Source organism: Bacillus pretiosus (assembly GCF_052947655.1).
Genome location: NZ_CM129593.1, coordinates 1,546,664 through 1,559,732, shown reverse-complemented (window position 1 = coordinate 1,559,732; position 13,069 = coordinate 1,546,664). Strand labels below are relative to the sequence as shown.

18 protein-coding genes and 1 riboswitch are annotated in these 13,069 nt (G+C 34.9%); of the genes, 6 read left to right on the top strand and 12 right to left on the bottom strand.

The features are described 5' to 3' along the window. Positions 1-34: 34 nt before the first annotated feature. From ACU8YW_RS08155 to ACU8YW_RS08125, 7 genes are all read right to left on the bottom strand, one after another. Positions 35-1,384, bottom strand: a complete 1,350-nt coding sequence (locus ACU8YW_RS08155; RefSeq protein ID WP_000850952.1) for an aspartate aminotransferase family protein — start codon at positions 1,382-1,384, stop codon at positions 35-37. 180 nt (positions 1,385-1,564) lie between these two features. Next, positions 1,565-3,115, bottom strand: a complete 1,551-nt coding sequence (locus tag ACU8YW_RS08150; RefSeq protein ID WP_001027730.1) for a solute symporter family protein — start codon at positions 3,113-3,115, stop codon at positions 1,565-1,567. Between the two features lie 2 nt (positions 3,116-3,117). Next, positions 3,118-3,459, bottom strand: coding sequence for a DUF485 domain-containing protein (locus ACU8YW_RS08145; RefSeq protein ID WP_000817375.1), 342 nt, complete (start codon positions 3,457-3,459; stop codon positions 3,118-3,120). A 309-nt stretch (positions 3,460-3,768) separates the two neighbouring features. Further along, a complete protein-coding gene (locus tag ACU8YW_RS08140; protein ID WP_000832138.1) occupies positions 3,769-4,398 on the bottom strand; it encodes a sterol desaturase family protein in 630 nt (209 codons plus the stop codon). Positions 4,399-4,480: 82 nt separating this feature from the next. After that, a complete protein-coding gene (locus ACU8YW_RS08135; protein ID WP_000286360.1) occupies positions 4,481-4,774 on the bottom strand; it encodes a hypothetical protein in 294 nt (97 codons plus the stop codon). A 19-nt stretch (positions 4,775-4,793) separates the two neighbouring features. Next, positions 4,794-5,426, bottom strand: a complete 633-nt coding sequence (locus ACU8YW_RS08130; protein WP_000466560.1) for a LysE family transporter — start codon at positions 5,424-5,426, stop codon at positions 4,794-4,796. Positions 5,427-5,564: 138 nt separating this feature from the next. Next, positions 5,565-6,293, bottom strand: coding sequence for a YqcI/YcgG family protein (locus tag ACU8YW_RS08125; RefSeq protein ID WP_098134022.1), 729 nt, complete (start codon positions 6,291-6,293; stop codon positions 5,565-5,567). Between the two features lie 266 nt (positions 6,294-6,559). Between ACU8YW_RS08125 and cspB the strand changes: the two genes are divergently transcribed. Then, entirely contained in the window at positions 6,560-6,757 is a 198-nt protein-coding gene (cspB, locus tag ACU8YW_RS08120; protein WP_001161731.1) for a cold shock-like protein CspB, read from the top strand. 119 nt (positions 6,758-6,876) lie between these two features. Next, positions 6,877-7,125 carry a DUF2564 family protein gene (locus ACU8YW_RS08115; protein ID WP_000534395.1) on the top strand — a complete coding sequence of 83 codons (249 nt, stop codon included), beginning with the start codon at positions 6,877-6,879 and terminating at the stop codon, positions 7,123-7,125. A gap of 33 nt (positions 7,126-7,158) precedes the next feature. Here ACU8YW_RS08115 and ACU8YW_RS08110 read toward each other — a convergent pair whose 3' ends face one another. The 3 genes from ACU8YW_RS08110 to ACU8YW_RS08100 form a co-directional block, all read right to left on the bottom strand. Beyond that, positions 7,159-7,335, bottom strand: coding sequence for a zinc-finger domain-containing protein (locus ACU8YW_RS08110; protein ID WP_000358801.1), 177 nt, complete (start codon positions 7,333-7,335; stop codon positions 7,159-7,161). Between the two features lie 12 nt (positions 7,336-7,347). Next, complete coding sequence (locus ACU8YW_RS08105; protein ID WP_098134021.1) at positions 7,348-8,007, bottom strand: ribonuclease H family protein; 660 nt, start codon at positions 8,005-8,007, stop codon at positions 7,348-7,350. 148 nt (positions 8,008-8,155) lie between these two features. Next, entirely contained in the window at positions 8,156-8,644 is a 489-nt protein-coding gene (locus ACU8YW_RS08100; protein WP_048543446.1) for a QueT transporter family protein, read from the bottom strand. Positions 8,645-8,650: 6 nt separating this feature from the next. Further along, positions 8,651-8,695: riboswitch (PreQ1 riboswitch) on the bottom strand. Between the two features lie 132 nt (positions 8,696-8,827). Between ACU8YW_RS08100 and ACU8YW_RS08095 the strand changes: the two genes are divergently transcribed. From ACU8YW_RS08095 to ACU8YW_RS08085, 3 genes are all read left to right on the top strand, one after another. Then, positions 8,828-9,700, top strand: a complete 873-nt coding sequence (locus tag ACU8YW_RS08095) for an aldose 1-epimerase family protein (protein WP_106382778.1) — start codon at positions 8,828-8,830, stop codon at positions 9,698-9,700. Between the two features lie 70 nt (positions 9,701-9,770). Next, complete coding sequence (locus ACU8YW_RS08090) at positions 9,771-10,157, top strand: reverse transcriptase-like protein (RefSeq protein WP_106382777.1); 387 nt, start codon at positions 9,771-9,773, stop codon at positions 10,155-10,157. A gap of 13 nt (positions 10,158-10,170) precedes the next feature. After that, complete coding sequence (locus ACU8YW_RS08085) at positions 10,171-11,076, top strand: DMT family transporter (protein WP_048543452.1); 906 nt, start codon at positions 10,171-10,173, stop codon at positions 11,074-11,076. A gap of 2 nt (positions 11,077-11,078) precedes the next feature. On the opposite strand, the gene ACU8YW_RS08080 is transcribed toward ACU8YW_RS08085, so the two are convergent. Then, positions 11,079-11,339, bottom strand: coding sequence for a DUF6123 family protein (locus tag ACU8YW_RS08080; protein WP_001195212.1), 261 nt, complete (start codon positions 11,337-11,339; stop codon positions 11,079-11,081). A 182-nt stretch (positions 11,340-11,521) separates the two neighbouring features. On the opposite strand from ACU8YW_RS08080, the gene ACU8YW_RS08075 reads away from it, so the two are divergent. Further along, on the top strand, positions 11,522-12,082 hold the full coding sequence (locus tag ACU8YW_RS08075) for a cysteine hydrolase family protein (RefSeq protein WP_098078484.1): 561 nt from the start codon (positions 11,522-11,524) through the stop codon (positions 12,080-12,082). Positions 12,083-12,116: 34 nt separating this feature from the next. Here the strand turns inward: ACU8YW_RS08075 and ACU8YW_RS08070 are convergent, their stop codons facing one another. Continuing rightward, positions 12,117-12,977: a GNAT family N-acetyltransferase gene (locus ACU8YW_RS08070; RefSeq protein WP_106382776.1), complete on the bottom strand. Its 861-nt coding sequence runs from the start codon at positions 12,975-12,977 to the stop codon at positions 12,117-12,119. Positions 12,978-13,069 lie beyond the last annotated feature (92 nt).

Here is a 13,069-nt window from a genome sequence, read left to right as displayed (position 1 = left end):
AAAGCGAGCTGTATATTACAGCTCGCTCGATTCATTAAATACGTTCCATCGCCGTCTTCAACGTTCCAACAACAAAGGCAATTTCTTCACTTGAAATAACAAGTGGTGGTGCTAATGTTAAGACGTTATTATATCCTGCTGTTGTCATGCCGTTTCGTCCAATAATTAAACCTTTTTCTTTACAAGCATTTACAACACTTGCAATTTTGTCGTTATCAATTGGTTCTTTCGTCTCTTTATCATTTACTAGTTCGATTCCAACTAGTAGACCTTTCCCTCTAATATTCCCAACAAGTGGATGCTCTCCAATTTCTTCTTTTAATTGCTCTAATAAAAGCGAGCCCATTTGTGCAGATCGCTCAATTAAATTTTCATTTTCCATAATCTCTAAGTTTTTAAGCGCTAATGCACAAGCTGCAGGATTTCCACCAAATGTATTAATATGACGGAAGAATTCATATTCTCCCTTCCCTTTAAATGCTTCATATATTTCTTTTTTCACAGCTGTCGCTGATAACGGTAAATATGCGCTCGTAATCCCTTTTGCCATCGTAATAATATCTGGCTGAACGTCATAATTCATAAATCCAAATGCTTTTCCTGTACGTCCGAAACCGCAAATCACTTCATCACTAATGAGCAAGGCACCGTGTTTTTGACACGTTTCATGAACAGCTTTCATATAGTCTTGTGGCGGCATTAAAATGCCTCCGCCCGTAATAATTGGTTCCATAATAAAAGCTGCAATCGTTTCACTTAATTCCCATGTCATAACGCGATCTACTTCTTTTACACATTCTACATCATAAATATTCTCTCTTTCTATTCCAGGCATACGATAACAATCTGGCGGCGTTACATGTAAAAATCCTGAAGCAAATGGCTCATATTGATATCTACGCTGTGCTTGTCCAGTCGCTGCCATCGTTGCCATTGTATTTCCATGATACCCGCGGTAACGTGACATAAATTTATAACGATGCGGTTCACCTTTTTGAGCATAGTATTGTCTTGCTATTTTAAAAGCTGTTTCGTTCGCTTCCGAGCCACTATTAGAGAAGAAAATAACATACTCTCCTCCAAGCCACTCATTTAATTTTTCTGCAAGCTTTATAGCCGGTTCATGCGATTGTGACATTGGAAAGTATGATAATGTTTGTAATTGCTTATAAGCCGCCTCTGCGAGCTCTTTTCTGCCATATCCACTATTCACACACCAAAGACCACTCATACCATCTAAATATCTTTTCCCTTCTATATCTTCAACCCAGCACCCTTCTGCTTTTGCCCCTACCATTGTACTATTTGGACTAAAGGGACGCATTCCGTGCCAAACATATTGCTCATCTTTTGCTAATAATTCATCAGTCTGTTTCGTTTTCATCATTTCTTCCACCTTCCATAACAACTTATTTTTCACAAAAGCTGTGCTGGTGCCATGATGATTTAATTTTCTCCCTGCTTATTTTCATTCCACAAAATTAAGACAAAATCCTACTTACAATACAGTAATATTTACAAGGAAAAAAGAGCTTTTCTTATATATCGAAAAGCCCTTCTCTTTTTAATGTGACGATGCATCACTAACACCATGACCTGTATTAGATTTCACAAGAATCTCATCAAATTTCGCAGCATCTTCTTTCTTACTAGATAACACGGTTCCTAAATATGCTGCAAGGAATCCAAGCGGAATTGAAATAATTCCAGGTGTCGTATATGGGAATATCGCTTCCCCAACAAATATAGCTTTTCCAGCTACAGGGTTCCAAACATTTGGACTTAACGCTACGAGAACAATTGCTGATACAAGACCAACGACCATACCCGAAATGGCACCTGTTGTATTGAAGCGCTTCCAATATATTGTGAATAATATAACTGGTAGATTTGCACTCGCTGCAACTGCAAATGCTAATGAAACTAAAAATGCTACGTTCAACGTTTGAGCAAATAACGCTAGTATAATGGATAATACCGCTACCCCAATAGACGCATAGCGAGCCATTGACACTTGCTCTTTTTCCGTTGATTTCCCCTTGCGAATAATTTCATTATAAAAATCATGTGCAAATGCTGATGCTGCTGTTAATACAAGGCCTGCCACTACAGCTAAAATAGTTGCAAAGGCAATTGCTGATACGAAAGCAAATAAGAAATCTCCACCTAACGCTTTAGCTAATAAAGGTGCTGCCATATTACCAGCAGGGTTTGCTTTCATAATTGCCTCATTTCCTACAAATGCTGCTGCCCCAAATCCTAAGAAGATTGTCATAATATAAAATGCGCCAATTAACCACGTAGCGTACACAACAGATTGCCGTGCCGTTTTTGCATCACGTACTGTAAAAAAGCGAACAAGAATATGTGGTAATCCGGCAGTACCAAGAACTAGTCCTAAATTTAAAGACAGTGTATCAAGACCATCCTTATACTTTACCCCTGGATTTAAAAATGAATCTTTTAATGGCGTAGCTGTTTTCATTTGCGCGAACATTTCAGTCACACTAAAATTAAATTTTGAGAACACGATAACAGAAATAATAAATGTACCAGCCATAAGTAATACAGCCTTAACAATTTGTACCCAGCTCGTCGCAGTCATTCCACCAAAAATAACGTACACTGTCATTAATGTACCAACGATTAAAACGGATGTCGTATATTCGATCCCTAATAATAATTTAATAAGTGCACCAGCCCCAACTAATTGTGCAATCATATAAAAAATCGAAATCGTCATTGTATTAAGTGCTGCAACGCCGCGAACTTTTTTCGCATCAAAACGCGCCGCAATCATATCTGCTAACGTGTACTTCCCTAAATTTCGAAGTGGCTCTGCAACTAAGTATAATACAACTAAGTAAGCAACTAAGAAACCGATACTATAAAAGAACCCATCAAATCCAGTTAATGCGATCGCTCCGGCTATACCAAGAAATGACGCAGCAGACATGTAATCTCCCGCAATGGCCAGACCATTTTGCCAACCAGTTAATCCCCCTCCAGCTGTATAAAACTCACTCGCATTTTTCGTTTTCTTCGACGCAAAATAAGTTATGACGAGTGTACCAAGAACGATGATTAAAAATAATGCAAAAGCAGTTATATTCAAAGTTAGCCCCTCCCTTTTTGCATATCTTGTAGAATTTTTTGCGAGATTTCATCAAAGGATTCTGCTTTTTTGCTATAAATCATACATAATGACCACGTCATGATAAATTGCGCAAATGCAAACACCCATGCCCACGTAACATCCCCAAATGCTGGTGTATTGAGCACCTTTGAATACGATGTTAAAATAGGTAATGCAATAAAAAAGCTTAAAAAGAAAATACTCATCGGAACGATAAACTTCTTTTTCGTATTTAATAGCAATTGAAATTCTTCTGACTGAACAACCTCTGTATAATTCACTTCATTTTGTAACTTACGTGCTGATGTATCATCTCTTTTCATTCCCATTCCCCTCTCTTACTGAAAATACAATTACCCCTTGTATACCTAAAGACTAAATTTTATAAATATTCAGAAACTTATTTCTATTTTAGACAATCCATACATTCCTGCAAAGATTTTTCGATAGACATTTTTCGCCAATTTCTCCTAAGTTTTTAATATACTTTTTCAACATAAAAATTACGTACTTCAATTCCTCACCAGTCAAGCTTTACAGGAAGTTATCTTCCATCTAACTTCCTCATATTTGCCGGATTGTGAGGCGGGAGTTTTACCACCCGGCAAATTTCCAAATAAAAAAAGTAGTGCTTATCGCACTACTTCTGTCTTTTTCTCTTTTTCTAAATTACGAGCTGTTTCACTTAATTCAACGTCTTTCCCATCTTTAAGCGTTCCAAATATGAAATCGAATACTGGATTTGAAACACCAAACCAAAACTTTTCATTTTTATAATGGTGTAATATGTGCTGTTTTTTTAGCCATCTTCCAAACTTAGTGAACGGACGAATCGGCTTATGTGCAATATAATGTTTCCATTCATAAACGAGAAGCATGATAATCATTCCAATTCCGAATGAAAGTGTAATAGTAGCACTTTTTGTTATACCATATGCTATAAGTAAATATATAGTAAAGCTAGGTATACTAAACCATACAGGCAAAAACAATAGTTTTAAATCATCTGGATATACATGATGATCATAATGTAATCTTCTTAACATTTTTAATAAAAATACGTTTTTAGGTGGCTTTAAATGGAATAAAAACCGATGTGTCATATATTCGTTAAGCGTATAAAAAACAATCCCAAACAAACACGCGAACATACCGATCCATGTGAAAAATTGCATTTTTAAAATAATGATGAAAATAAATAAAATACTATACATAATAACGATATCATGTTGTAAAAAGAACTCTTTCCCCACTCTCTTCATCTTCCTTCCCCCTTTTCCAAAAAAACAGCCGCAACATATCGTTACGACTATTTCTTTTATTTTTTATTTTATTCTATTCACTTTACAAATTTGCCTGCTGCTCTATTGTCGAGAAAAAATTGTTCGATCCAAATATATTTTGCTTTGGAATAATATGTTCCACCGCAAACACTGTTACTTCTCCTCTTTGTACCTCTCCAATAATGAGCCCAAATATTTCATGATTTAGCGCAAACGTTGGTTGCTTTGTTTGCAGTAATCTTGCTGCATTATGAAATACCGCTTCATATAGTGGATTCCTATCAGTAATTTCTTTTCGGATTTTGGGTGCTAACGTAATAATAATTTCTTTTCCGTCAATAGTGGTTCGATACATAAAAATCTCCCCTTCAATCTTATGTGAACAACTGTAAAGCTTTGTATGCAAAATGGATAGAATATCCTACTAAAATAATACCGGCTCCGGCTGTTATATAGCCAAGTGCTTTTTGCTTTAATAAAGTTCTGCCAAAATGGACAGAAAAAGCAATATTTAAATTCCATAAAATAATGCCAACGATAATACAAAGACTGTATAAAAAGGCTTCTTGTTTCGTTACCTTCGTAAGCAATGAGCTAAGTGTACTTCCGTATATACCAAACCAAAAAACAAGATTTAATGGATTGGATATCGCAATTAAAAAACCTGCCATAAACGATTGTTTAAGGCCACCTACCTCTTCCTTTTTATATTCCATATTCGAGTGGGAAATTCCTTGTTTTACACTTTGAAATCCTAAATAAAATAATAAGAAAAACCCTGTGCAATACATAAAAGCTTGTACATATGTATACATAAACACAGAAGATAAACCGAAATAAATGAGAAGCATAAACAAAATATCTGCAGTCATTCCACCAATTCCAACAACCCATGCATGCCAAAAACCTCGTTCAATTCCTCGTTTTAACATTTCAATATTAATCGGACCTACTGGCGCAGCTAATGAAATACCTAATACAATTTGTTGTATAATCGCTCCAAACATCGCTCTATCCTTTCTACTTCCTTTACTATTAAGTAATGATGTAATGATTAAAAATAGACTAGCTTTCATCAAAATATTTACTACTAAAATACCCTTTTTTATCCAAAATATGCAAAAGAGCCATCTGGATGATGGCTCTTACTTTTCTAACTTATGAAGAAAAGGACATTTTCCTTTTATCGGCTCTACATCGTCTCCTATGAAGTATTGTTTCCATTCGCGATGATCTGGATCACCATAATGACTAATGTTAGGGTGTTTCGGCAGCTGATCCCACTTTTCAACTCGATCTCGGACCGTTTGTCTTGAATATGCTCCTTTAGGGCGCTCCCCTTCTAATCCATCAAAGATGGTACGCGGTTGAAATCCAATAACGAGAGAATTTCCTAAATGCCTAGTTTTTCGTTGTTTATAAGCTGGCGCATTTCCAAATGCGAATATCGGTTCACCACCAAATGAAAATTCCCATAAGTAATGGTCTGGGTCTTCAGGAATTTGCTTCGGCCATTTTTGGTCATCGTTTTCATGTAAATATTGTAGTACTTTCCAAAAGTACTCACGATAATATTCCAGTGATTGTTCCTCACATTCCGGTTCCACAAAAAGAAAGAATCCTCTTCTTACAATTGGGCGCTCTTTCATTAACTCTAAAAAAGATAACATTGTATGTGGCAAATGACTCCAATCATTATGAGAGAGAAATGAATAACGAAGTTCATTCTTTTTCAAAGCTGTTAAGCCGAAATAACATGGGAAAGTTGGTTCTAGCACGACACTCGAAAAATTTTGAAATTCTTTTGTAACCCAATTTGGTATGTCAGTTCTCGTTCTCATTCCTTCATTATCTAATAAATAAGACTCATTCATTCTTTCTTTCACCTCATTATGTATAGCATTCAATTAAGAATATTACATACTCGGCCTGTCCTATACCTATTTAAAAATTCGGCTGAAAAATTATTTAAAAATACAAAAAAATAAAATCGCTTACTTGACTAATTTCTACCAATTCGTGTATATTTAAATTAATCATTTAGCAGAATATTCAAGATTATAGCATTTTTAGTTTATATTATCTTTCAAATGAATTTCACTAAATGAAAAAAGCAAATGTTTTTAGGAGGAATTGTAACATGCAAGGAAAAGTAAAATGGTTTAACAACGAAAAAGGTTTTGGATTTATCGAAATGGAAGGCGCTGACGATGTATTCGTACATTTCTCTGCTATTCAAGGTGACGGCTACAAAGCTTTAGAAGAAGGTCAAGAAGTATCTTTCGATATCACTGAAGGAAACCGCGGACCTCAAGCTGCTAACGTAGTAAAACTTTAATCCAACATATAACAGGAGGTTACCTTACTTGGTAACCTCCTTTGTTATTCCTTTGTATATTTCCGTTTTACAGAGCAAAAACTATGTGAAATGCGCAATATACAAAGGAGGAAGTAATAATGGGATCAGAAGTAAATGATTTTGAAGAAGTGAAATTCCGTGTAGAAACAGCACAAAAAATGGTAGGGTCAGCGACAATTTCAATGGATCCAGATACATTAGAGCATGCGACTACTGCTGTAGAAGCCGCTCGCTCTCAGCTTGAAATTATGAAATCTGTTGCGACAGATTTAGATGAGCCATTTTTAATGAATGAGGAAAAGAAATTAAGTAAATGCGAGCATCAACTAAACGAAGCAAGACACTAAAAAACATCCAGAGAATTTTCTCTGGATGTTTTTTCATGATAACTGTTCCCCATACTTTTTCAATGTTTCTCCAACTGTACATTGTCGTATACAAAATGAATGAGCGTAATACTTACTATTTGTCTTTCGATTATGTTCTCGCAAGAAACATCCTTCACAATACGTTTCTAATAAGTCATTTACCTCTGTAATGAGTTGCTTTTTATCCACCTTTGCACCTCTCTATTCGGTTATTTCTTTATGACTATCAATGACTGTTCCTTCTAATGCTTGCGTAGCTAATTGATGCGCTTCTTTATTTTGTTTTCTAGATATCGGCTCACTTACAAGTTTTAATTTCATTTGCTTCGCTTTTTGTTCAATTTGATCTAAGTAATGATTTAAATGCTCATCATAACAAGGCCATTCTCCAGCCAATTGCTGCAGTACAACTTGAGAATCGCCGCGAAGTGTAACTGCTTCATACTTAATTCCGAATTCCTCGAGTATATTCATGCCATATAGTAATGATGCATATTCCGCTTCATTATTATCATATATACCTTCTATATATGCATTACGGCGAATTCGGTATTTTGTATTTCCTTTTTTATAGTATACACATATACCTACTCCAGCTTCTTTCGTCTGTACATCATAACCGCCATCAAAATAAACGAGGATTTCTTGGGGCTCTTCCTCTACTTGTTTACTCAGCTTTTTCATTTCCTTTAATGACCATTCTGCATCCATTTCATCATAAAATGATAGTTCTTTCACTCTTCCTGTTTTCTCGAAATCCTCTGCAAATTGCAATACATCTTCTATGTTCATATAATCTGTCGTTAATTCCGTCTGCAATCCGCTCTTTGTTTTATACAACCAATGAATTTTATATTTCATACTAGATTCCCCTTATATAAGACTTCTTATATGTAGTCAGCTAATGAAAGCCTCACTTTATTTTATTATATTGTATCAAGAGTCACAGCATTATATTCAATATGATTACATACAAAAAGAGCTATCCCTATAGGAATAGCTCTTTCATCTATTGCATAAATCTTTCAAATTGTACTCGTTTATTAATCCAGTACATTACAGGCATACCAATTGCCATGACAACAAATTCACCGACGGCACATGTTAACCAAGTCAACATAAATGGTAAATCAAATGCAAGATGAAGCTCAATTGCAATCATAAACATTGTAATTGTAAAAATAACTGTATTAAAAATCATACGAGCCCAAACACCTTTAATAAATCGCATAGAAATAATCGTTGCAACTAATGCAAGAATAGATTGCCCTACTCCAAATACTAAATCGTAAGCGATCATAGGTGAGAAAAAGAGATTTGTTAAAAATACACCTAATACAATTCCGTAAATTGCTTTCTTATTAAATACAACAAGATGATTAAACATCTCTGAAATACGAAACTGTACACTCGTAAAGCCAAATGGCTGAATAAGCATAGAAACAGCAATATATAATGCCGCTAAAATACCATTACCGACTAATGTTCTTATATTCATGACAAAATCTCCTTAGTTTTTTTACGTGGGATGGTTTCGAACCACGTTATTCGTTTTTTAAGCAACAAGAATATATTCTACGCAATACACACTCTCTCGTCAATAGATTCCTATCATTAACTACCTTTTTTCTTTTAGACAACGTATAATAAAACATATGAAAGTTTTAGGAGGTTTCGCTTCATGACAGCAACAATTCAAAATGAAAAAGTGGTCGTTTCCATTTCTGACAAAGGTGCAGAATTACAAAGCGTTCGCTTAAAAGAAGATAACACTGAATACTTATGGCAAGGCGATTCTTCTTATTGGGGGCGCCGCGCACCAATTTTATTCCCAATTGTCGGCCGATTAGTAGATAATACATACTACGTAGATGGTAAACCATATTCTTTAACACAACACGGCTTTGCTCGTGATCTTACATTCTCTGTACAAGAACAAAGTGAAACGAAAATCACTTATATTGTAACTAGTAATGAAGAAACATTAAAAAAATACCCATACGAATTCGAATTACTCGTTTCTTATGAGCTAGACGGACAAATCGTTCATGTAACATATGAAGTAAATAACCCTACTTCAAAAGAGATGTTCTTCTCAATCGGAGCACATCCTGGTTTCAACTTCCCCTTATTAGAGGGCGAATCATTTACAGATTATCATTTATCATTTAATGGTTCTGAACGCTTAGAAACAAGCGTATTAGAAGGACCTTACCTTTCAAGTAAAAAACAATTAATCGCTGAAAATACGAATGAATTACCACTTACATACGATTTATTCAAAAATGATGCGCTTATTTTTGAAAATATGAATACGGATGAAATCTCTATTCGTTCTCATAAACATAATAAATTTGTAAAAGTAGAATTTGACGGATTCCCATTTGTCGGCGTATGGACACCAGGCCAAAACGCACCTTTCTTATGTATTGAACCTTGGTACGGTATTGCTGATGAAGTAAATCCGGCAAAAGATTTCAAGGAAAAAAAAGGAATTCAATCTTTACAAGCGAATGAAACATTTACATGTCGTTATAGTATTACAATCGGCTAAGTTACTCTATCCCCTACTTCAAAGAAACATATAAGTAGGGGATCATCTTATAATTTGGAGGTTTCTCACTTTGATTGAAGTATATATTGATGGTGCATCAAAAGGAAATCCTGGTCCTTCTGGTGCTGGAGTGTTTATTAAAGGGGTGCAACCAACTGTACAATTATCATTGCCCCTTGGGACAATGTCCAATCATGAAGCAGAATACCACGCTTTACTTGCGGCATTAAAATATTGCACGGAGCATAATTATAACATTGTCTCTTTTCGTACAGATTCGCAACTTGTCGAGCGAGCTGTCGAAAAAGAATACGCAAAAAATAAAATGTTTGCACCACTATTAGAAGAAGCATTACAGTACATAAAAAGTTTCGATCTCTTTTTTATTAAGTGGATTCCAAGTAGTCAAAATAAAGTTGCTGATGAATTAGCTAGAAAAGCTATCTTACAAAATTAACGGGGGTATGAGTGTGAAAAAAGATTGGGTTGCTCCTCTTGCTTTATTATTTGTCTCTTTTATTTGGGGAGCTACATTTGTTGTCGTTCAAAATGCTATGTCTTTCGTTGGTCCATTTACTTTTAATGGTATTCGCTTTTTATTCGCTGGAATTATTTTATTATTCGTTCAAATGATTTTCTCAAAAAAATCTTCAAAACAAGATATAAAACAGAGTAGTCTCGCTGGATTAATCGTTGGATTTTTTTTATGCGTTGGCTATGTATTACAAACATTCGGCTTACTTTATACAACTTCTTCAAAAGCTGGTTTCTTAACAGGTCTTAGTATCGTTATGGTACCCATTTTGTCTTTTATCTTTTTAAAACAAAAAGCTACCATTTTTATCGTAATGGGCATTGCTGTAGCAACAGCAGGTTTATACTTATTAACTGCTGGTGATTCTTTTCAATTAAACATTGGAGATATACTCGTTCTCGGTTGTGCAGTTGCTTTCGCTGCCCATATTCTTGTTAACGGCTTCTTCTCTAAGAAAATATCACCTTTATTATTAAGCACGTCGCAAGTATTAGCTGTCGGTATGTTTTCTTCTATTTGTGCCTTTTTGTTTGAAGATTGGGAAAAATTATTTTCAGTAGCACTATGGACGAATTCTTCCTTTTTATTCGCTCTATTTCTAACTTCCCTATTTGCGACATCCATTGCTTTTTTTATTCAAACATCAGCACAAAAACATACGTCTCCAACGAGAGTAGCAATTATTTTCGCAATGGAGCCTGTTTTTGCTGCATTAACAGGCGTTCTCGTTGCAAACGAACAACTTTCTATTTCTGCTATTATCGGATGCCTATGTATTTTCCTAGGCATGGTTTTTGTTGAATTACCTTCCAAAACAAAAAAAGAAGCGCAGGCTGCGTGAAGTTATGCTTGTAACTTCCGCATAAAAGCCTTAGCGCTTTTTTTATCTGTAATTTCTTCTTCTTTCAAACGTTCTAATAACGCAACAAAATAACTTCCATCAAACTGTAATTGATGTTTAATTGTCGCTTCTATTGCTGCGTTCACAATTCCATCAGATGCACCAGTATATCCTTGTCCGAACATAATAAACCCTTGTGCTTCCTCTGATAGTTTAAATCCTTTCGTATGTAAGAATGAAAGATAATCTTCTACTGTTTGCATGATATTCCCACCTACTCAAAAATTCTCCATCTCCTATCATACATGTTTTTACACGCTATGAGAATGAAATTTCTTTGACAACTTTGTAAATCTATCGTCTACTGCATAGACAATAGAGGATTTCCTTGCAATATGAATGAATATGTATAGTGGAACTTATTTCATATTAAAGGGGAGACACAATGAAACAGGCACTATTAATTATCGATGCGCAGCAAGAATTAATGGATGGGAATGAACAAGAAAAAGAAGTTTTTCGCAAAAAAGAGTTATTATCTACACTAAATACAGCCGTACAAAAAGCAATACATGCAAATGCCCTTATTGTTTTCGTAAGAGATATCGATGTTGCTTCTGGTAGCGGAGAAGGATTTGAAGTACATAATGAAATTAAAGTACCTCAGTCTGCAATCCTTATTAATAAAGCAGCAACAAACGCATTCTATGGCACTTCTCTACTTGAACTTTTAAAAGAAGAAAAAATTAATCATATCGTTATCGGTGGATGTAAAACAGAACATTGCATCGACACCGCAGTTAGAACAGCTACTGTACAAGGATTTGATGTTACATTAATTAAAAACGGTCATTCCACAACTGATTCTAACGTGTTATCTGCAGAACAAATTATTGAGCACCATAATAAAGTTCTACACGGTCATTATAATGTGGATCATTTTTCTATGGTGAGAGATATCGAGGAAGACCTCTTCCAACCAACTCACGACCAATATCGTGATTAATAAAAAAGAATCCTTCTAAATGAAGGATTCTTTTTTATCCAAAAATTTGCGCTGCAATACTGTATAGTTCCCCATTTCTTTTCAAAAATTGATCACTATTTCTCATCATAATTGGCGGTGTATTAACCTTTTGAAAACCAGTAATCTCTAATTCTTTCATGAAACCTTTCTTTCCTTCTGATACATCAATTCTTAATTTACCATGATGCTCTCTTGCTAAATCATGCACAATTCTCATTGCCATCGCATCATTTTTCGCAACGACTGGACCTATTATTTTATTTTCTGGTGTTTGTATACTTAAACCGTAACCTAATACATTTTGGTTGTTGTCCTTTACAACGATGCACTGTTCACTTTGTATAATTCTTTTCATTAAAAATGCTTTTCTATTTGTTCCAAACGCATTTTCATCTAATTTTATTATTTTTTCTAAATCACACTCTTCATAATTCATCATATAATCTTCATTTCCTACACAATAATCATTCACATTGTACGAGTTACATATGTATTTAGAAACATAGCTTACTGCCCTAAATCCTAGTTTTTCATATAAAGGCTTTCCTTCATCCGTAGCAATAAGCATAATTGGAGTTTGAGCCGATACGCTCTTAATGCATGAATTCGTTATCGCCTTTCCAATCCCATTCCCCTCATATTTCGGATGTACAATGACCATTCCGATAGACGCTAATTTCTCCCCATATAATATAATTGCCGCGCTAGCAATAAGTTCCTTTCTCTTATTCCACACACCGTATATAATACCTGAATCAAAAATAGTCTCAATTTCTTCTTTATTATAATCCCACCCAATATAAGAAGATAATGCTACAATATCGCCTATTTGTTTGTCCCTAAGACGCTCCACCTTAATTTCCAATTCAAGCATACTTCATCCCCTTCTCTAGACATTTAAATCATTATTATTAAATCAACTTGTACATGTTTCCCTTTATTTGTCACACACATATCCTATTTTGA

Coding starts and splice junctions, on each gene's coding strand:
- ACU8YW_RS08155 (WP_000850952.1), bottom strand. CDS start 1,384: ATGAAAACGAAACAGACTGATGAATTATTAGCAAAAGATGAGCAATAT.
- ACU8YW_RS08145 (WP_000817375.1), bottom strand. CDS start 3,459: ATGAAAAGAGATGATACATCAGCACGTAAGTTACAAAATGAAGTGAAT.
- ACU8YW_RS08140 (WP_000832138.1), bottom strand. CDS start 4,398: ATGAAGAGAGTGGGGAAAGAGTTCTTTTTACAACATGATATCGTTATT.
- ACU8YW_RS08135 (WP_000286360.1), bottom strand. CDS start 4,774: ATGTATCGAACCACTATTGACGGAAAAGAAATTATTATTACGTTAGCA.
- ACU8YW_RS08130 (WP_000466560.1), bottom strand. CDS start 5,426: ATGTTTGGAGCGATTATACAACAAATTGTATTAGGTATTTCATTAGCT.
- ACU8YW_RS08125 (WP_098134022.1), bottom strand. CDS start 6,293: ATGAATGAGTCTTATTTATTAGATAATGAAGGAATGAGAACGAGAACT.
- cspB (WP_001161731.1), top strand. CDS start 6,560: ATGCAAGGAAAAGTAAAATGGTTTAACAACGAAAAAGGTTTTGGATTT.
- ACU8YW_RS08115 (WP_000534395.1), top strand. CDS start 6,877: ATGGGATCAGAAGTAAATGATTTTGAAGAAGTGAAATTCCGTGTAGAA.
- ACU8YW_RS08105 (WP_098134021.1), bottom strand. CDS start 8,007: ATGAAATATAAAATTCATTGGTTGTATAAAACAAAGAGCGGATTGCAG.
- ACU8YW_RS08100 (WP_048543446.1), bottom strand. CDS start 8,644: ATGAATATAAGAACATTAGTCGGTAATGGTATTTTAGCGGCATTATAT.
- ACU8YW_RS08095 (WP_106382778.1), top strand. CDS start 8,828: ATGACAGCAACAATTCAAAATGAAAAAGTGGTCGTTTCCATTTCTGAC.
- ACU8YW_RS08080 (WP_001195212.1), bottom strand. CDS start 11,339: ATGCAAACAGTAGAAGATTATCTTTCATTCTTACATACGAAAGGATTT.
- ACU8YW_RS08075 (WP_098078484.1), top strand. CDS start 11,522: ATGAAACAGGCACTATTAATTATCGATGCGCAGCAAGAATTAATGGAT.
- ACU8YW_RS08070 (WP_106382776.1), bottom strand. CDS start 12,977: ATGCTTGAATTGGAAATTAAGGTGGAGCGTCTTAGGGACAAACAAATA.